Source organism: Gordonia sp. GONU, assembly GCF_024733855.1.
Taxonomy (GTDB): domain Bacteria; phylum Actinomycetota; class Actinomycetes; order Mycobacteriales; family Mycobacteriaceae; genus Gordonia; species Gordonia amicalis.
This window is the reverse complement of the sequence record NZ_JANRHB010000020.1, coordinates 24,933-42,770: the sequence shown is the minus strand read 5'-3', so window position 1 is coordinate 42,770 and position 17,838 is coordinate 24,933. Positions and strand designations below refer to the sequence as shown.

The window sequence follows — 17,838 nt, the reverse complement described above, 5'->3', positions numbered from 1 at the left end:
GAGACATTCCGCAGGGTGGTTCGGTCGGGTATCGGTACCTTTGGCGCATGGAGGTCCGCCGGCTGCGGTTGCTGCGTGAGTTCGCCGATCGTGAGTCGATCGGTGCGGTCGCCGACGCGATGCACATGACGTCGTCGGCGGTGTCGCAGCAACTCAAGGTCCTCGCCGACGAGGCCGGCGTGCCGCTGTTCGAACCCGACGGGCGGCGCATCCGGCTGACCGAGGCGGGCCGCGCGCTGGTGCTGCGCGCCGACGAGGTGATCGCCGCCGTCGAGCGGGCCCAGGAAGAGATGGCGTCGTATCGGTCGGGCCGGGCTCGCGTGCGGCTGGCGATGTTCCCGTCGGGCTCGACGCTGCTGTTGCCGACCGTTCTCGATCGCGCCGCCGAGTCCGGGATCGAGGTGCACGCCTTTCACCTCGACGTCGGATACCCGGGTGCAGCACCGGCTCTTGCGGACTTCGACATCGTCGTGACCCACCGGGACGAACGGGCGCCCGCCGTCAACCAGTCGCGGGTGCGGGTCGCCGAGCTGATGCGTGAACCGGTCGACGTCATCGTCCCCGTCGACAGCCCGCTCGCCGGGTCCGACGAGGTGGCGGTGTCCGAGCTCGCCGAACACGATTGGATCAGCGTCGAGGGCGGATTCCCGGTCGACGATGTCCTGCAGTCGATCTCGGCGGTCACCGGGGTCGCGCCCCGGGTGACGCAACGCATGCTGGACTTCACCACCATCGAGGCGCTCGTCGCCGGAGGTCATGGGATCGCGTTGATGCCGCGGTTCGCGGTTCGTCACCCGGGCGTGAAACGGCTGGAACTCAAGGGAGTTCGGGCGGCACGGGTGTACGAGGCCCTGGTGCGGCCGCGCGCCCGGTCGGCGGTTGCGCAGGTCGTCGAGCATCTCGAAGCGGCGGGCGCAGAACACGGATGAGGAACGACGATCGGTGAACGACGACGACCGACGAACGACAACGGCCGGTGGTCCGCGCCTCTCGCGCGAACCACCGGCCGTTCCTGCCCGGAGGATCAGACTCCGCTGATCAGACGCCCAGGCTCTTGCCGACGATGTCCTTCATGATCTCGGTGGTGCCACCGAAGATCGTCTGGATGCGGGCATCGGTGTAGGCGCGGGCCACGCGGTACTCGTTCATGTAGCCGTAGCCGCCGTGCAGCTGGAGGCAGCTGTCGATGACGCGCTTGGCGAGCTCGGTGCACCACCACTTGTTCTTGGAGGCGTCGACGGCGTTCAGCTCACCGTCGAGCACACCCTGCAGGCAGCGGTCGATGTAGACCTCGGCGATGTCCAGCTCGGTGGCCATCTCGGCGAGCGTGAAGCGGTTCGCCTGGAAGGTACCGATGGGACGGCCGAATGCCTTGCGGTCCTTGGTGTACTGCAGGGTCTCGTCGAAGATGGCGCGGGCGCCGGCGATCGCACCGATGCCGATCGACAGACGCTCGGAGGGCAGGTTCTGCATGAGGTGGTAGAAGCCCATGCCTTCCTGGCCGAGCAGGTTCTCGACCGGGACGCGCACGTTGTTGAAGTGCAGCTCGGCGGTGTCCTGCGCCTTGAGGCCCATCTTGTCGAGCTTGCGACCGCGCTCGAAGCCTTCCATGCCGCGCTCGACGACGAGGAGCGAGAACGCCTTGTGGCCGGCCTCCGGGTCCGGGTTGGTGCGGCACACCACGACCACGAGGTCGGAGTTGATGCCCGACGAGATGAAGGTCTTGTTGCCGTTGAGGACGTAGTGGTCGCCGTCCAGCTTCGCCGAGGTCTTGATGCCGGCGAGGTCGGAACCGGCGCCCGGCTCGGTCATCGCGACGGCGAGAATCGTCTCACCGGTGGCGATGCCCGGCATCCAGCGCTTCTTCTGCTCGTCGTTGGCCAGGTGGACGAAGTACGGTGCGACGACGTCGTTCTGGAGGCTGAGGCCGGGAGCTGCGCCGTCGAACTTGGCGAACTCCTCGACGACCACCGCATTGAAGCGGAAGTCGTCCATCGCGCCACCGCCGCCGTACTCCTCCGGGATGTTGAAGCCCAGGAGGCCTGCGTCGCCGGCCTTCTTGAAGATCTCACGGTCGACCTGACCGGCCTTGGTCCATTCGTCGTTGTAGGGGAGGCACTCGCGGATCAGGAACTGACGCGCGGTTTCCCGCAGGGCCTCGTGCTCGGCTTCGAAGATGGTGCGTTTCATGGCTTTTCTCCCTTTCGTGAGTCTGCGATGGATGTGTCAGTCGTCGTCGTGCCCTGCGCGCCGACGACCCGTAGCGCGATCAGGGCGTAGGACGCCGCGACCTCGGCGGGTGTCCGCGCACCGGACGGGCGGTACCAGGTGGTCACCGCCTGGCAGGCGCCGAACAGGTAGCGCAGGACGTCCTTGACGTCCTGGTCGAAGCGGAACTCGCCCGATTCCAGGCCCGCCTGGATGACGTCGGCGAGCATGGTCTCGGTCTCGGTCCGCATCGCGATGTAGGGCTCGCGGCGCGGGTCCTCCGGGTCGAGATGACGGAACTCGCTTGCGACACTGGCCAGCTCGAGATCGCTGGTCATGTGCAGGACGATGGACTCGATCGCGTTCGACAGCTTCTCGCTCGGCGTACGTCCCTCCTCGATGGCTGCTCCGACCCAGGCGAGGACCGAGGTCATCGCCGCTTCGAGCAACTCCACGAGGATGCCGAGTTTGTTGTCGTGGTGGTAGTAGAGCGTCGGCAGGGAGACCCCGGCCCGCGAGGCGATGTCGCGGATCGAGGTCCCGTGAAACCCGCGCTCGTAGAACGCGTGCTTCGCCGCGACGAGGGTCGACGGCAGCGGCACGGGTTCGCGCCGCCGCCAGTCGTGTCCCTCGGTGTCGATCGTGAACCGTTTGGCAGCAGCGGTTTTGGCTGCCTCAGACACGTTCGATGATGGTGGCGTTGGCCATGCCGGCGCCTTCGCACATGGTCTGCAGGCCGTAGCGACCGCCGGTTGCCTCCAGGTGGTTGACCAGGGTGCCCAGCAGGCGGGTGCCCGACGAACCGAGTGCGTGACCCAGGGCGATGGCACCGCCGCGCGGGTTCAGCTTGGCCGGATCGGCGCCGAACTCCTGGGCCCAGGCCATCGGGACCGACGCGAACGCCTCGTTGACCTCGTAGGCGTCGATGTCCTCGATGGACAGCCCCGAACGCTGGAGGATCTTGTGGGTGGCCGGGATGGGTGCGGTCAGCATGAAGATCGGGTCGTCGCCGGCGACCGAGAACGAGTGGAAACGGGCGCGCGGGGTCAGGCCCAGCTTCGACGCCATCGTGTCGCTCATGATGAGGGCACCGGATGCGCCGTCGGTGAGCGGCGAGGAGTTGCCCGGGGTGATGTGCCAGTTGATCTCCGGGAACCGCTTGGCCAGATCCTCGTTGTAGAACGACGACTTGAGCCCGGCCAGTCCCTCGGCGGTGGTGGAGGCGCGCACGGTCTCGTCGACCTTGTGCGTGAAGGTCTCACCCGCGGCGTTGACCACGTCGATGGGCAGGATCTCGCGATCGAAGAAGCCATCGGCAGCGGCGGCAGCGGCGCGCTGGTGGGACTGGGCGGCGAAGGTGTCGAGTGCCTCGCGGTCGAACTTCCACTTCGCGGCCACCAGTTCGGCCGAAACGCCCTGGTTGACAAGGCCTTCCGGGTAACGGGCCTCGATGCTCGGACCGTACGGGCTGCGGCCGGCGGTGGAGAAGCCCATGGGCACGCGGCTCATCGACTCGACGCCGGCGGCGATGACGACGTCGTAGGCGCCGGCGATGATGCCCTGTGCGGCGAAGTGGGCGGCCTGCTGGCTCGATCCGCACTGGCGGTCGACGGTGGTCGCCGGGACGGACTCCGGGAAACCGGCCGACAGCAGTGCGGTACGCGAGATGTTGAGGGCCTGCTCGCCCGCCTGGCCGACGCAGCCGCCGATCACGTCGTCGACGATGGCCGGGTCGATGTCGTTGCGCTCGACGAGCGAGCGCAGCACGTGGGCGAGCAGTTCGACCGGCTTGGTCTCCGACAGGGCGCCACCGGGCTTGCCCTTTCCGGATGCGAGGCGGACTACGTCGACGATGACGGCTTCGGGCATGAAGGTTTCCTCTCGAGCATGCGATGTCGCGGACGCGACCGGAGCACAGCATGGCGCCGGTCACTTTATCTAACGATCGTTATACCGGTCTAGCACGTGCCTGTCCGCTGAATCAACAAGGCGTCGGGGGATTCGAGAGGTCCAGGCGCCCTCGCCCGGGCGGATTCGGGCGAGGGCGTTGGCGCGTCAGGGTGTCAGATGGCGCCCTTGTCCGCGTCACCAGCGGGAACGGCGCTGAACGTCTTCACGTCGAGCGGGGCGGCCAGCAGCGGGCCGATCTTCTTGCCGAGTTCGGTCAGCGCCGGTGCGCCGCCGTGCGTCGACAGTGCCTCGAACGACTCCCAGCGTTCGATCATCACGAGATCGGTCGAGTCGCCCGTCGCCTCGTGCAGTGCGTACTTCCCGCAGCCGGGTTCGCCGTGCACCTGGGGGATGGCGGCCAGAACCGCATCGCGGACGGCCTGCTCCTCGCCGGCCTTGGGCGAGATGGTGGCGACGACGATCACTTCGGACATGGGTGAGTCTCCTATGGGATGGGGGTGGGGATGGGGGTAGGTCGTGACGTTAGGGGAGTGTCGCAGGTTCGCGTGGCGGTTTCGCCGAGCCCGCAGTCGATGCCCCATGTCGCGTCGCCGGACCGCACGACGGCACTCCCGGGACTTGCCGAGGTGAGCCGAATGGGCTGCCGTCGGGAAATGAGACCGAGAACACAGTCGAGGGTTCGATGTGACTACGCGTGATGTCGGATTTGGACGGCGGTGAGAGTCCGAGGGTGAAGTGAACCCGCAGGCCAGGTGCCACGGCCCTTGAAAAACCGTGCGGCCAAGGCGGTTCGAACGTGTGCGCGGTCATACCTACTCCACGGTCAGTTTCCAGGCCCCAATCTTGTGGCACGTGACTTATCTGGCTTGCCCGGCAGGATCCCGGCTCCCTATGCTTCGTGCGTTCGGTCACATTTCGTGGCCGGGGGGAGTGTCGGAGCGCAGTTGACGGGGGTGTCGTGAGCACTGCGAGCATCGGGGTCGCGCGTTCGGGTCCCGTCACCTATGTGCTCGGATCGGTCCGCACGTTCGGCCGACTGATCCGGATGACGACGCGGTCGTCGGCGATCGCCGTTGCCGAGATCGTGACCGGCCGATTCCCCCTGCGCGAGAGTCTCGTTCAGGGCTGGTTCTTCGTGTCGGTCTCACTCTGGCCGGCGATCCTCATCTCCATCCCGATGGGGGTCGTGATCGCGGTCCAGATCGGCAGTGTCGCGTCCAACGTCGGCGCCAATTCGATGGCCGGCGCCGTCGGCGGAATGGGGGTCATGCAGCAGATCGCGCCGCTGGCCACGGCACTGCTCGTCGGCGGAGCCGGCGGTTCCGCCATCGCCTCGGACCTGGGCGCCAGGACGATTCGCGACGAGATCGACGCCCTGCGCACCATGGGCATCGATCCTCACCAGCGTCTCGTCGCACCACGCCTCGTGGCGATGTCGGTGGTGGCGCCGGCGCTCTCGGTGCTCGTGATCCTGATGAGCATCCTCTCCAGCTTTGCCGTTGCCGCCCTGGGTCAGGGCGTCGCACCCGGCTCGTACTGGTTGTCGTTCGGCAGCTTCGCGTCGATCACCGACCTGCTGATCTGCCTCGGCAAGGCGGTGGTCTTCGGTTTCGTCGTGGCGGCCATCGCCTGCCACCGCGGGCTGGAGGCGAAGGGCGGGCCCAAGGGTGTCGCCGACAGCGTGAATGCCGCAGTCGTGCTGGGCATCCTGGCCTGCGTCGTCATCAACCTCGCGCTGACCCAGCTGACCATGATGTTCGTTCCCATTCGATTCCTCTGACGGGTAGTACAAGTGATGCCGCGAAGAAGTGTTGGGTCGAGGTGACTGATAGTCGATGAGCACCGAGATCAACGAACCCGCCGTGTACCGGCGTCGCGGGTTCGGCTGGACGCGCTCGATCGAGCGCGCGTGGGAACCGGTCGACGCTCTGGGACGCCAGTTCCATTTCGTGTGGATGGCGCTGCGCGGTGTCGGGCATGCGCTGGCCAAACACCGTCGTCAGACCACCGAGATCTTCACCGACCTTGCCTGGGGCAACGGACGCGCGGTGATCGTCGGTGGCGGTGTGGCACCGGTTCTCGCGCTCATGGGCGTCGTCTCCGGCGCGATGATCGGCATCATCGGCTTCGAGGTTCTCGACATGCTCGGTGTCGGTCCGCTCGCCGGGGCCATGTCGGCGCTGGCCAACCCCCGTGAGCTCGCGCCCCTGATCGCGGCGGTCGGGTTCGCCGCACAGGCCGGGTGCCGGATCACCGCCGAGGTCGGCGCGATGCGGATCTCGGAGGAGATCGATGCCCTCGAGGCACAGGCGATCGATCCGGTGCCGTATGTGGTGTCGACGCGCGTGATCGCCTCGGTGCTGACCGTGATCCCCGCGTACCTGATCGCGCTCGCGCTCGGTTTCGCGACCACCAAACTCACGGTCACCGCGGTGCAAGGCCAGGCGACCGGCGCCTACCAGCACTACTTCGACATGTTCGTGCAGCCTGTCGACCTCGTGTACTCGCTGATCAAGGTTGCGGTGTTCGTCGTGGTGGTCACCCTCGTGCACGCGTACCAGGGCTTCTACGCGTCGGGCGGGCCCGAGGGCGTCGGCGTGGCATCGGGCCGGGCGATCCGCGCCAGCCTTGTCGCGATCACCGTCTGCGACATGGTCCTCACCTTGCTGATGTGGGGTCTCGAATCATCGATCGATTTCGCGGGGTGAGGAGCATGAGCTCGCATCGTGAACCCAGCATCCGCGGATACCGCATCCGTGGTCTCGTCGTCGTCGCGCTTGTCGCGGTCCTCGGGGTCGTGGTGTGGCAGAAGGTCACGCCGGCTCCCGCGGACGGCGTGCGATTCGCCCTGGTGGTCTCCGACCTCGGCGACGGTGTGGGAGAAGCGACACCCGTCCGGTTGCACGGGCTCACGGTCGGCGAGGTCGTCGACCATCGTCCGCACGGGCCGGGTCGTCAGCTGATCACCCTCTCGGTCGATGACGAGCGCTTCGGCGAACTGTCCGACGAACTCGACGTCCGGTTCATCTCGGGCACCGTGTTCGGTTCGACGGCAGTCGAACTGGTTCCCACCGGATCCGGTGATCCGTTGCGTCCTGCGGAGGTTCTCGATCTCGGCAACGGGGCGTCCGACGACACCATCACGACGATCATGCGGGACTCGGGACGACTGATGATCGACGTCGTCAATCGTGACCTCGCGACCTCACTCGACGCCGGTGCCGAGCTCACCGCCGCGTCGGCGCCGCTGATGGCATCCGGATTGGTGATGCTGCGGACCATGCAGCGCAAGATGAACCTGTCGATGGGCGAGCTGCTACCCAAGATCGCCAATGCCTCCGAGGGGGCCGCGGTGTTCACCCCGTCGGCCATCGGCATCCTCAACTCTCTGGCCTCGGTGGAGGATCTCGACGACCCGGCTCAGGTCGAACTGGCCAACGGCACGATCGTCGAGGTCTCGAACCTGGTGTTCTCGTTCGCCGGGCGTCTCGTGGGCGCTCTCGCGCCGATGGCCGGTCTCATGGACGTGATGCTCGACCTGATCGTCCCGCTCAACCAAGGGCTGCAAGGCATCACACCGGCCAAGGTCGAGCGCCTGCTCGACGGAGCCGACGGGGCACTGCATCGTCGCGGCGACCGCGTCGACCTCGACACCGAGATCCTCCTGCAGGGATTCCCGGCATTCGGACAACCCCTGGCCGCACTGGCGAAGACCACCGAAGCACCGACGGAGAGGGGACAGCGGTGAAGAGTCCACGCCAGGCCGCCATCCGGCTCGCCATCCTCGGTGTTGCCGCCGCGCTCATCATCACGCTGATCGTGCAGGCCATCCAGCGTCCCGTGGCCGGCCAGACCGTGGACTACCGTGCCACGTTCGGCGACGTCTTCGGTCTGACCCAGAACGCCGACGTCCGTCTGCGCGGTGTCCAGATCGGCAAGGTGACCGGGATCGACCTGACCGACGACGCCCGTGCGGAGGTCTCCTTCCACATCCAGGACGAACACCGACTGCGTACCTCGGACAAGCTGTCCATCCGATTCCAGAACCTGACCGGGCAGCGCTACATCGAGCTCATCCGGGGCGAGGAGGCCGCGCCGGCGGTGGCCGACGGCGCACTGGTCACCAACACCGCGGACTCCTTCGACATCACCACGGTGTTCAACGGCCTGCGCCCGCTGCTCAGCGCGGCCGATCCCGAGGTCTACAACCGTCTCGCGACCAGCCTGGTCGCACTCATCGACGGTGGGAGCAGCGACATGACGCCGGTGCTCAAGGACGTCTCGCTGCTCACCTCCTACGCCAGTGACCGGACCGCGGTGATGGAGACGATCGTCGGGAACCTGGAACGGATCTCGAAGGAGATCAACGGCCGCTCCGAGAATCTCGCCGCGATCCTCAAGGTCTTCCACTCGATCTTCATCCCCATCGCCACCCGTATGGAGGAGTTCCTGTCCCTGATGGGCAAGGGCTCGATCGAACTCTCCGAGATCCTGCGGGTCACCGATGCCCTCTCGCTGATGGGCCTCGGGGCGACCGGCACCACCGATGATGTGACGCAGAAGATCTCCGAGGTCATCCCGGACACCACCGCGGCGGTGAAGTCGCTGTCGATGCTACCGGGCGTGCTCGAGGGGCTGAATCAGCTCATCCCGAAGGCGAATCCGGCGTCGTCGTGCAGCAACGGGACATTCTCGATGCCCGTCGCCGCGACGGTGCTCATGAACGGTCGAGCCCTCACCGTGTGCAAGGGGGACCGATGAGCGACACCAGGAGCAAGACCCTGATCGGCTCGGAGTATGCGTCGAGCAGATCCCAGATGTGGTGGGCGGCCATCAGTATCGCGGTCGTCGCGATCGTCATCGCGACGACGGGCATCCTGTACCTCAAGCCACCGGGCAACCAGACCTTCCATCTGCAGCTCAGCGAGTCGAGCAACCTGCGCGCGGGTGACACCGTTCGCGTGGCCGGTATCCCGGTCGGCAAGGTCCTCGGGCTCACTCTCGAAGATGACCACGTCGACGTCGAGTTCACCGTGAAGAACGATGTCTTCGTGGGGGATACGACGTCGGTGAGCGTGCGGATGCTGACCCCGGTCGGCGGTCTGTACCTCGCGATGATGCCCTCGGGTTCCAACCCACTGCGTGAACCGATCCCGCAGTCGAGGGCGACGGTGCCGTTCCTCGTCAACGACCTCGTCAAGAGCGCGGTCGAGGTGACCGACGAGATCGACACCAGGGCACTGCGAGACGCGATGTCCGCGTCGTCGGATGCCCTCGCCGACGCGCCCGGGTCGGTGCGCAGCACGGTGACCGACATGCAGCGCATCATCGAACTGTTCGCGGAGCAGAAGAACCAGATCACCGACCTGCTGTCGCTGTCGAATGAGTACGTGGGCGCGGTGCTCGACAACAAGGCGCTGATCACCGAGGTGATCCGGGCGTATGCGGTGCTCGGGCCCTCGACCGTCGCCTCGGCGACCGAGACGAAGATCTTCGCCGACTCGACCTCGGTCCTCGTCGGCGTCGTCTTCGACTTCCTGTCGGGTCCCTACCAGCAGAAGATCGAACCGCTGCTCGGGCCGGTGGTCGAGGCCAGGAACCTGAGCAAGGAGATGGTGGGCTGGTCCGAGCAGGTCGTCGACCAGTTGCGCGCCACGCTGCTCAGCCTCGGCGAGCTCGCCGGTCCGGAGGGCAAGGCCCTCGTCGACCAGAGCGGTCTCACCACCGAACTCCCCGACGTCTGCCTGCCCGTTCCCGGACGGACCTGCTGATGACCACACCCCAACAGCCGCAGAAGATCTCGCCGGCCAGGCGTCGCACACTGGCCGTCTTCACGATCGTCGTCACGGTCGTCGCCGTCTGCAGTGTCGCCTTCACCCGCACCGACAGCGGTTCGGGCAACGGTGTCTGCGCGGCCTTCCAGAGTTCGTTCGGTCTGTACCCGGGTGCGGCAGTGACCATTCGCGGTATCCAGATCGGAACCGTCGAGTCGGTGACCCCGCGCGGCACGCAGGTGCAGGTCGATATGACGATCGACGACCGTACCCTCGGCCGTGACGTCGGTGCGGCGATCGTGAACTCCTCGATCCTCACCGATCGTCGCGTCGAGCTCGTCAACACCGAAGTCCCTGACGGTGGAACCGAATTCGACGGCACCTGCATCCCGGAGTCGCGTACCGCCGAGCCCATCAGCGTGCCGGACGCGTTGAACTCGTTCTCCCGGTTCTTCAAGGACATCACCACGGCCGACGAGTCGGGCCATCTCCCACTCCAGGCGCTGCTCGAGGGCGCCGACCGTGAGATGGGCGGACTCGGACCGACGATCAACCGGCAGCTGCGTGAACTCGGCGACCTGATGGAGTCCCCGGACACCTTCATGAGGGAGTTCGGCACCCTGATCGAGAACAGCGCGGAGCTCACCGAGTTCGTCGATGCCGACTGGGAGAACGTGTCCACCACCATCAAGACGCTGGGTCCCGGCCTGGCACTGATCGAGTACATGCTCGGGCTGGTCAAGACCATCGTCGAGAAGCTCGCCGATGCACTGGATCCGCTGGATCGACTCTTCAACGAGAACTTCCCGTTGATCATGGATGCGCTCAACGCGTCGGTGCCGATCGTCAGCATGGTGCGTACCCAGGCGGAGGAATCGCCGGAGATCCTCGGGAAGATCCCGGGAATCCTCACGATGCTCCACCGCATGATCGAAAGCCCGGGGCGTGGTGTCGGCGTCGACTACCGCGCACCCAAGGCCGCGGTGAAGAGCGCCGACGCGGGAGCGTTGTGTGCAGCGCTCAAGAAGATCCCCGGTAGCCGGTGCGAGGTGACGTCGAAGACGATCACCGTCCCGTTGCCGCAGTTGTTGCTGAACGATCTGGGAGGCCACCGATGACCCACGGCTTCGCCTCGCCGCGTCGTCGCCTGACCGCATGGGCCGGCGTTCTCCTCGCCGCGGTGATCGTCTGTGCCGGTTGCTCGTTCAACCCCAGCAACTACGTCATGCCGGGAACCGGTGTGGGTGGTCCGACCTACCGGCTCGACCTCGAGTTCAGTTCGCTGCTGAGTCTTCCCGCCGGCGCCGAGGTACGAAGCAACGGCGCGAAGGTCGGTTCGATGAGGTCGATCACGCTCACCGACGAGGCCGCGGTCGCGCACATCGACGTCAGCGAGGATGTCGAGCTGCCGCGCGGTACGCGAGCCGAGTTGCGGCAGACGTCGATGCTCGGCGACATCTACATCGCTCTCATCCCGCCGGTCGAGATGGGGCCGGAGCTCCTCGGTGACGGTGACGTGGTCGCCCTCGACGACACCGATCCGGGTCCGCAGATCGAGGATGTGCTGGCGCGCATGGCCGACTTCGTCAACGCCGGGAGCGTCACCCGTCTCCAGGACGCCATCGCCGAGCTGAACAAGACCCTGCCCTCGGATGTCGCGGAGCTGCGTGGCCTGTCCGAATTCGGTTCTGCGGCAGTACGTGAGTCGGCAGACAACCTCGACGCGCTCGGACGGAGCATCGAGGCGGCCGACGAGCTGAGCGGTCGACTGGATGCGATGCGCGACGACCTGGGATTCATCTTCTCCGACCATGCCCGCACCCGGCTGGAGCGCGTCCCGCAGTTCATGAGCGCGGTTCTCAACGTGGTGATCGACGTGAACACCCTGACGACCGGTCTCGAATGGCTGATCCCGCGGTTGCCTCACGTCCGGGAGAATCTCGAACTGATCGCCCCGCTCATCCGGGAACCCTCGGCGAGCCCGCATCAGCTGAACGGCAACGCGGCCACCGTGACGTCGTTCACGAAGAACAAACTGGTTCCGTTCCTGTTGGGGCCCAACGTCAACGTGAAGCAGGTCAGCATGGCCGAGCAGGATGTGAGCGCGAACGCCTTCCTGCTGTTGAAGATGGTGGGGGCGGTCCGATGAGTCGAATCCCCGGATGGCTCTCGGCGGGCGCCCTGATCATGACGACGGTCCTCGGCGTCGGATACCTCCTCATCGGGGTGCTGGCCGTCGATCCGATCGAGAAGCGCACGAGCATCACCGTCGACCTGACCGACTCGTCCGGACTGAAGAGTGGTTCCGACGTGGTGTACCGCGGCGTGAACATCGGCACGGTCGACGAGGTCACCGGACGGACCGGCGGGGTACGTGTTGCGCTGACCTACGCTGCCGACCAACGGGTTCCGGTCGCGACGGACCTGAAGATCGAGCAGCTGTCGTCGCTGGGTGAACCCGTCTTCGCCTTCATGCCCAACACGGACAGTGGACCGTGGCTGGAGGACGGCGCGCACCTGACGCAGACGGTCGAGGTGCCGACGTCGGTGGCGCAGCTCCTCGGTGACACCTCGGCGATGCTCGAACAAGTCGAACCCGAGCGGGTGACGAGCCTGCTCGACACGCTCTCGCAATCGGTCACCGGAGTGGAGTCCGCGGTCACCCCGGCGGTGCGTCGCGGTGCCGACCTCCTGTTGATGACGCTGACATCGCGGCAGGGGCATCTCGATGCGCTGACCGATCACATGACCGAGATCCTCTCCAAGACAGACGAGTTGAAGCCGGCCATGATGGCGGCACCGCCACAGCTCGATGCGTTCGGCGAGTCCCTCGGCGTGTCCTACGAGTACCTCTTCTTCGCGTCACGAAAGCTGCGCGGCAGCGAGGTGATGGGGTCCTGGCGCGACGAGCAGAAGCAGCTGGTCGAGGTGCTGGAGAAACTGTCGCCCGACCTCCTCGCGCTCGGTGGCATCCTTCGCCCCATCTCCAAGGCGACCGGACCGCTGGTCGGCATGATCGACCTCGCCGACCTTCTCGACCACGCCATCCATTCCCTTCCCGGCGACCGGCTGCGTGTCACCCTGACCGCGCCGGGATCATGATCTACGACCCCAAGCAGTACAAGGAGTACCGATGAGCACCCACGACGACCCGACCGCAGGGGCCGACCACGCCGAGGACACGTCCGCAGAAACGGCATCGTCGGCGGTCGCACTCGACGAGGCGCAGCCGGTCGAGGCCGGGGCCGACGGGCCGGTGAAGCCCAAGAAGGACAAGGGCGCGAAGGACAAGTCCGGTAAGGACAAGAACGCGTCTGCCAAGAACGGCAAGAAGAAGGGCGGGAAGAACAAGTCGGGCAGCAAGTCCGGCGCCGCCCCGGCTGCGCGTGTCCCGCTGATCGCGGTGTCGGCAGTGGCCGCGGTCGCCGTCGTACTGGCGGCGGTCTTCGGAATCCTCTGGGCCACCGACGGTTCCGCCGATGAACTGGCCGCGGTCAACGCGAAGATCGCGACCGAGACCGAGGCCGAGAAGGTCGCCGGCGACTACGCGCTCAACGTGTCGAAGGTCGACTACCAGGACATCGACGCGTGGCGTAAGGCGCTCGAGACCCGTGTGACGCAACAGCTCAAGGAGAAGATGGGCACCGCGGTGGACGTCGTCGCACCGCTGCTCACCCAGATGCAGTACGTGTCCACGGCCGAGAAGCTCGCCGCGACCGTCGCCGGCTCGAACGGAAACCAGTACGTGGTCCGCGTTTTCGTCGACATGGACTCCAAGAGCCGCCAGACGCCGGACGGCGTGACCGCCACCGCCAGTTACACGATCACCCTCGACAAGGCCAGCGGCTGGACCATCACCGATGTCGGCGGTCTCGGCGCGGGCCTGCCCGGCCAGCCCGGCAACTGACCGCGATTCTGCGTAGAGCGGGTCAGCGCCAGCCGAGGGCTGGGGCGACGTGGGTGAGGATCGACTCGAGAACGTGGGTGTTGTACTCGACGCCGAGCTGATTGGGCACGGTCAGCAGCAGGGTGTCGGCCGCCGCGATGGCCTCGTCCTCGCGGAGCTGATCGATGAGCTTGTCCGGCTCGTCGGCGTAGCTGCGGCCGAAGCGGGCGACCGTGTTGTCGATGACGCCCACCTGATCCGACTCGGCGCCGCCGCGCCCGAAGTACGCGCGGTCGCGGTCGTCGACGAGCGCGAAGATGCTGCGGCTCACCGAGACCCGCGGTTCGTGCGGGTGTCCGGCGTCGGCCCAGGCCTTGCGGAAGCGCTGGATCTGCTCGGCCTGCAACTGGTGGAACGGAACACCGGTGTCCTCGGTGAGCAGCGTCGACGACATCAGGTTCATGCCCTGCTGGGCGGTCCACTCGGCCGTGGCGCGGGTGCCGGCTCCCCACCAGATCCGGTCGCGCAGGCCGGGTGACTGCGGCTCGACCGGCAGGAGGCCGGGTGGGTTCGGGAACATGGGGCGCGGGTTGGGGCGGGCGAAACCCCCACCCTCGATGACGCGGAGGAAGACCTCGGTGTGCTGGCGGGCCATGTCGGCGTCGGTGGAGCCCTCCGGTGGGACATATCCGAAGTACTTGTAGCCCTCGATGACCTGCTCGGGCGATCCGCGGCTGATGCCGAGCTGTAGACGACCTTCGGCGATGAGGTCGGCCGCACCCGCGTCCTCGGCCATGTACAGCGGGTTCTCGTAGCGCATGTCGATGACGCCGGTGCCGATCTCGATGCGGCTGGTCTTGGCGCCGATCGCGGCCAGCAGCGGGAACGGCGACGCGAGCTGCCGGGCGAAGTGGTGGACGCGGAAGTAGGCACCGTCGACGCCGAGCTCCTCGGCCGCCACCGCGAGGTCGATGGACTGCAGCAGCGTGTCCGATGCCGAGCGGACCTGGGAGCCCGGGGAGTCCGACCAGTGGCCGAACGACAGGAAACCGATCTTCTTCATGGTCGGTAAATGATACCCCGGTCCGTTTTGTTCCCCGGGGACGACGGTGCCGATCCGCGCCACGCTCGTACGTGACCCTTGTCACATCTGACTATACGCTGTATGGTTCGTCGAGAAATTTAGTCGCAATTCAAAAGTAGCCGGAATTCGCGAGCGGATCAGCACCGGGAATCGCCGGCGGACAGGCGGACTGGATCGGATGAACAGCACGGACACGGCGAACTCACCCTCGCAGTTGTTGCATGGAGACAACCCCTTTCGCGTGAATCCCGAAGCGGACCTGCTTCACGGGGTCCCAGATGTGCCGGGGTGGAGCGAGACGATGTTCTTTCACGTCTGGTCGCCCGCGCAGGAGGTGGGCGTCTTCATCCACTGCGGGCGCTGGCCGGACGACCCTGACCTGTGGTGGGCCCAGGTCATCGCGATGCTGCCCGACGGCCGGCTGCTGGTCGACAGATCCTGGGGGCGGGCGCCGGATGATCGGGGACCGGCCACCGGGAACCTCCGGGTCACCTGCGTGGAACCGCTCCGCGCCTGGCGCCTGACCTTCGACGGCGCCGGCGAGAAGACCGACCTGGGCCGGATGGCGACCGGGGCATCGGGCGCGGGTCCGGCCCGAGCCTTCGCGTTCGACATCGACATCGAGGCGGCGGCACCGGTGTGGGACATGCACGGTGCGCTCGGCATCCACGACCTCTCCTGGGCGGCGCTGCACCACACCCAGGGATTCCGCGCGGTCGGCTCGCTTCGCGCCGGGACGGAGAGCTGGGACATCCAGGGCGTTGCGGCGCGAGATCACTCCAGCGGACCCCGCGACGTCAGCAGGCTCGGTGGCCTGCATTTCTTCGTGGTCGTGTTTCCCGACACCGGACGGGTTGCGAACGGACTGGTGAACTGGCGGGTCGACGGCACCGTCGACCATCGGGTCTTCACCGTGTTCGGCCCGACCGGCGCCGAGACCGGTGGCGATGTGCACTGCACCGGGCTCGATGATTTCCGGACGCACGAGCCGAGACTGATCTCGTTGCGCATGACCACCGAGGACGGGCCCTTCGAACTGGAAGGCGAACGGCTGCACGGCTACACGCTGACCTTTCTCGCCCCGAACGAGAACATCAACGGCGTCGCTCGCGACACCGAGCACGACGCCCTCGTGATCACCCAGTCCACCGTCCGGGTCACCGCGCCCGACGGTGACGTCGGCTACGGGGTGTTCGAACGCGACTACCGCCCATCCCAACTCCCATCTCCCGAGGAGCGCTGAACACATGACCGGATCACCAGTGGTCGAGAACGGCTCGACATCCCGACCGACACCCGGACCGACCGCGGATCTCGCGGCGAGCCCGGTACATGTTCCCGGGCACCGACTGCGTTGGACGACAGCGAATGTCGACGAGGGACTGCCCGGCATCGTCACTCCGATGACGTGGTCGCTGTACTTCCCGCCGACCGAACAGACCATGCGCGACTGCTGGGTGGATCTCGGTGTCATGCCGAGGTCCGCACGCGAGATACCGGACGATGTCGACCTGCGGTTCCTGTCTGTCGCTCACGGACATGCCATCGCGAACGTCGACAACATGGGTCAGATGGCCGCCCGCGTGCCCGGCGGTTCGGCCGCCATGATGGAGGAGCAGCTGTTCGGATCCGTTCAGGCAGGCGGACTCCCGGAACCGCGGGGATGGGCCAAGATGCGCCGCTACCCGATCGTCGCGGTCAAGTTCCCCGTTGCGCTGCGCCGGGCGATCAAGGCGCTGCCTGCGCTTGCGGAGGAGAGCGAGCGATGGTGGTCACGTCGCGCGTTCGCACTCGACAGTGCCGGCCTCGACGAGGCCACCGCGGCGCTCGTGGAGGCGCGGGACATGTTCGAGAAGGGCCTCTCGGTGCACATGCCGCTCTCGATGGCGGCGCAGGGCCTCATGGGGCAGGTGCAGAATCTGGCCGAGTCGGCCGGACTCGCATCCGGTGGGGAACTGATCAAGAGCGATGAGGGCACGGCCGAGTTCGAGCTGGTCCGTGACCTGTGGCGACTCTCGCGCGACGAGATCGACGTCAACGGCTTCGTACGGCGCCACGGCTATCACGGGCCACGTGAGGGTCTCGTCGATTCGGTTGTCTGGCGCGAGGATTCGACGATGGTGACGGCGCTGGCCGCGCGATACCGGACGCGGGCCGACGCCGAGAACGTGGACGATCTGGTCGTTCGGCGCCGGCGCGAGCACGACGAGGCGGTCCGACGCCTCCATGCCGGGCTGAGCCCGGCCCGGCGCCGGCTCGCCTCCGCACTGATCGGGTTCGCCGCCCAGGTGCCGACCTGGCGCGAGACCGGACGGGCGAACATCCTGCGCGGCGTGGACGTCACCAGGGCGGCGGCGCGGTCGATCGGGCGACAGCTCGCCGACGCCGGTGTGCTGGCCGAACCGGGCGACGTCTTCTTTCTCACCATCGACGAACTCGCCTCCCGCCGGACCGGTGAGTACGCCGACCTGGTGGCCCGCCGGCGACTCGACCACGAGGCGTACAGCGCGATCGACCTCCCTCATGTGTGGCACGGCGCACCCGAACCGGTCGTCTCGACGGCCCCCCGATCCACCGACGACAGCGACGCCACCGACGACACCGCGGCCGCCTCCACCGGCGACACCCCGGAGATCCGCACGCTGACCGGTCTCGGTGTCAGCGCCGGGGTGGCGCAGGGACGGGTCCAGGTCATCCGGGACCTCGACGACGCCGAGATCGAGGACGGCACCGTGATGGTCTGCAAGGCGACCGACCCGGGCTGGGCATCACTGTTCCCACTCGCCGAAGCAGTCGTGACCGATGTCGGCAGCGCGATGAGTCATGCGGCCATCGTGTGCCGGGAACTGGGACTGCCCTGCGTTGCCAACACCCGGACCGGCACAACGGAACTCAAGGACGGCATGCTCGTCCGCGTCGACGGCACGGCCGGCACGGTCGAGGTCCTGGCACCGCAATGAACCCCTCACCACCGG

Annotated in this window: 17 protein-coding genes; 12 read left to right on the top strand and 5 right to left on the bottom strand. The window is 67.0% G+C overall.

Translation table 11 applies throughout. The features are described from left to right. The first annotated feature begins 47 nt into the window (after positions 1-47). Entirely contained in the window at positions 48-929 is an 882-nt protein-coding gene (locus NWF34_RS17035) for a LysR family transcriptional regulator (RefSeq protein WP_258325598.1), read from the top strand. A 109-nt stretch (positions 930-1,038) separates the two neighbouring features. On the opposite strand, the gene NWF34_RS17030 is transcribed toward NWF34_RS17035, so the two are convergent. The 4 genes from NWF34_RS17030 to NWF34_RS17015 form a co-directional block, all read right to left on the bottom strand. Continuing rightward, complete coding sequence (locus NWF34_RS17030; RefSeq protein WP_024499595.1) at positions 1,039-2,190, bottom strand: acyl-CoA dehydrogenase family protein; 1,152 nt, start codon at positions 2,188-2,190, stop codon at positions 1,039-1,041. Then, on the bottom strand, positions 2,187-2,891 hold the full coding sequence (locus NWF34_RS17025) for a TetR/AcrR family transcriptional regulator (RefSeq protein WP_258325597.1): 705 nt from the start codon (positions 2,889-2,891) through the stop codon (positions 2,187-2,189). The genes NWF34_RS17030 and NWF34_RS17025 overlap by 4 nt, the downstream gene beginning before the upstream one ends. After that, positions 2,884-4,077: an acetyl-CoA C-acyltransferase gene (locus NWF34_RS17020; RefSeq protein WP_258325596.1), complete on the bottom strand. Its 1,194-nt coding sequence runs from the start codon at positions 4,075-4,077 to the stop codon at positions 2,884-2,886. Before NWF34_RS17020 ends, NWF34_RS17025 begins: the two co-directional genes overlap by 8 nt. Positions 4,078-4,271: 194 nt before the next feature. Beyond that, positions 4,272-4,592, bottom strand: a complete 321-nt coding sequence (locus NWF34_RS17015; protein ID WP_258325595.1) for a putative quinol monooxygenase — start codon at positions 4,590-4,592, stop codon at positions 4,272-4,274. Positions 4,593-5,077: 485 nt separating this feature from the next. Between NWF34_RS17015 and NWF34_RS17010 the strand changes: the two genes are divergently transcribed. Genes NWF34_RS17010 through NWF34_RS16970 form a run of 9 tightly spaced genes read left to right on the top strand, consistent with a single transcriptional unit; the run spans position 5,078 to position 13,800 of the window. Further along, entirely contained in the window at positions 5,078-5,899 is an 822-nt protein-coding gene (locus NWF34_RS17010) for an ABC transporter permease (protein ID WP_006435145.1), read from the top strand. 55 nt (positions 5,900-5,954) lie between these two features. Continuing rightward, entirely contained in the window at positions 5,955-6,827 is an 873-nt protein-coding gene (locus NWF34_RS17005; protein WP_006435144.1) for an ABC transporter permease, read from the top strand. A 5-nt stretch (positions 6,828-6,832) separates the two neighbouring features. Next, positions 6,833-7,867: an MCE family protein gene (locus NWF34_RS17000; protein ID WP_258325594.1), complete on the top strand. Its 1,035-nt coding sequence runs from the start codon at positions 6,833-6,835 to the stop codon at positions 7,865-7,867. After that, positions 7,864-8,880: an MlaD family protein gene (locus NWF34_RS16995; RefSeq protein WP_258325593.1), complete on the top strand. Its 1,017-nt coding sequence runs from the start codon at positions 7,864-7,866 to the stop codon at positions 8,878-8,880. The genes NWF34_RS17000 and NWF34_RS16995 overlap by 4 nt, the downstream gene beginning before the upstream one ends. Further along, positions 8,877-9,890, top strand: a complete 1,014-nt coding sequence (locus NWF34_RS16990; RefSeq protein WP_258325592.1) for an MlaD family protein — start codon at positions 8,877-8,879, stop codon at positions 9,888-9,890. Before NWF34_RS16995 ends, NWF34_RS16990 begins: the two co-directional genes overlap by 4 nt. Beyond that, positions 9,890-11,011 (top strand): MlaD family protein, encoded by a 1,122-nt coding sequence (locus NWF34_RS16985; RefSeq protein WP_258325591.1) that lies wholly within the window; start codon positions 9,890-9,892, stop codon positions 11,009-11,011. The genes NWF34_RS16990 and NWF34_RS16985 overlap by 1 nt, the downstream gene beginning before the upstream one ends. After that, complete coding sequence (locus NWF34_RS16980; RefSeq protein ID WP_258325590.1) at positions 11,008-12,042, top strand: MlaD family protein; 1,035 nt, start codon at positions 11,008-11,010, stop codon at positions 12,040-12,042. Before NWF34_RS16985 ends, NWF34_RS16980 begins: the two co-directional genes overlap by 4 nt. Then, a complete protein-coding gene (locus tag NWF34_RS16975; RefSeq protein WP_258325589.1) occupies positions 12,039-12,995 on the top strand; it encodes an MlaD family protein in 957 nt (318 codons plus the stop codon). The genes NWF34_RS16980 and NWF34_RS16975 overlap by 4 nt, the downstream gene beginning before the upstream one ends. A 31-nt stretch (positions 12,996-13,026) precedes the next feature. Beyond that, positions 13,027-13,800: a hypothetical protein gene (locus NWF34_RS16970; protein ID WP_258325588.1), complete on the top strand. Its 774-nt coding sequence runs from the start codon at positions 13,027-13,029 to the stop codon at positions 13,798-13,800. A gap of 22 nt (positions 13,801-13,822) precedes the next feature. Here NWF34_RS16970 and NWF34_RS16965 read toward each other — a convergent pair whose 3' ends face one another. Then, positions 13,823-14,842, bottom strand: a complete 1,020-nt coding sequence (locus tag NWF34_RS16965) for an LLM class flavin-dependent oxidoreductase (protein WP_258325587.1) — start codon at positions 14,840-14,842, stop codon at positions 13,823-13,825. A gap of 322 nt (positions 14,843-15,164) precedes the next feature. Here NWF34_RS16965 and NWF34_RS16960 point away from each other — a divergent pair, with 322 nt between their 5' ends. Both NWF34_RS16960 and NWF34_RS16955 read left to right on the top strand, forming a co-directional pair. Beyond that, a complete protein-coding gene (locus tag NWF34_RS16960) occupies positions 15,165-16,106 on the top strand; it encodes a hypothetical protein (RefSeq protein ID WP_258325586.1) in 942 nt (313 codons plus the stop codon). A 4-nt stretch (positions 16,107-16,110) separates the two neighbouring features. Beyond that, the gene (locus tag NWF34_RS16955; protein ID WP_258325585.1) at positions 16,111-17,823 is read left to right on the top strand and encodes a PEP-utilizing enzyme; all 1,713 of its coding nucleotides are present in this window, start codon (positions 16,111-16,113) and stop codon (positions 17,821-17,823) included. The last annotated feature ends 15 nt before the right edge of the window (positions 17,824-17,838 follow it).

Excerpts from the sequence above, each read along its gene's own strand:
- NWF34_RS16965 (WP_258325587.1), bottom strand. The coding sequence starts at position 14,842 with ATGAAGAAGATCGGTTTCCTGTCGTTCGGCCACTGGTCGGACTCCCCG.
- NWF34_RS17020 (WP_258325596.1), bottom strand. The coding sequence starts at position 4,077 with ATGCCCGAAGCCGTCATCGTCGACGTAGTCCGCCTCGCATCCGGAAAG.
- NWF34_RS17015 (WP_258325595.1), bottom strand. The coding sequence starts at position 4,592 with ATGTCCGAAGTGATCGTCGTCGCCACCATCTCGCCCAAGGCCGGCGAG.
- NWF34_RS16985 (WP_258325591.1), top strand. The coding sequence starts at position 9,890 with ATGACCACACCCCAACAGCCGCAGAAGATCTCGCCGGCCAGGCGTCGC.
- NWF34_RS16970 (WP_258325588.1), top strand. The coding sequence starts at position 13,027 with ATGAGCACCCACGACGACCCGACCGCAGGGGCCGACCACGCCGAGGAC.
- NWF34_RS17005 (WP_006435144.1), top strand. The coding sequence starts at position 5,955 with ATGAGCACCGAGATCAACGAACCCGCCGTGTACCGGCGTCGCGGGTTC.
- NWF34_RS16955 (WP_258325585.1), top strand. The coding sequence starts at position 16,111 with ATGACCGGATCACCAGTGGTCGAGAACGGCTCGACATCCCGACCGACA.
- NWF34_RS16990 (WP_258325592.1), top strand. The coding sequence starts at position 8,877 with ATGAGCGACACCAGGAGCAAGACCCTGATCGGCTCGGAGTATGCGTCG.
- NWF34_RS16980 (WP_258325590.1), top strand. The coding sequence starts at position 11,008 with ATGACCCACGGCTTCGCCTCGCCGCGTCGTCGCCTGACCGCATGGGCC.
- NWF34_RS17035 (WP_258325598.1), top strand. The coding sequence starts at position 48 with ATGGAGGTCCGCCGGCTGCGGTTGCTGCGTGAGTTCGCCGATCGTGAG.
- NWF34_RS17000 (WP_258325594.1), top strand. The coding sequence starts at position 6,833 with ATGAGCTCGCATCGTGAACCCAGCATCCGCGGATACCGCATCCGTGGT.
- NWF34_RS16960 (WP_258325586.1), top strand. The coding sequence starts at position 15,165 with ATGTTCTTTCACGTCTGGTCGCCCGCGCAGGAGGTGGGCGTCTTCATC.
- NWF34_RS16975 (WP_258325589.1), top strand. The coding sequence starts at position 12,039 with ATGAGTCGAATCCCCGGATGGCTCTCGGCGGGCGCCCTGATCATGACG.
- NWF34_RS17030 (WP_024499595.1), bottom strand. The coding sequence starts at position 2,190 with ATGAAACGCACCATCTTCGAAGCCGAGCACGAGGCCCTGCGGGAAACC.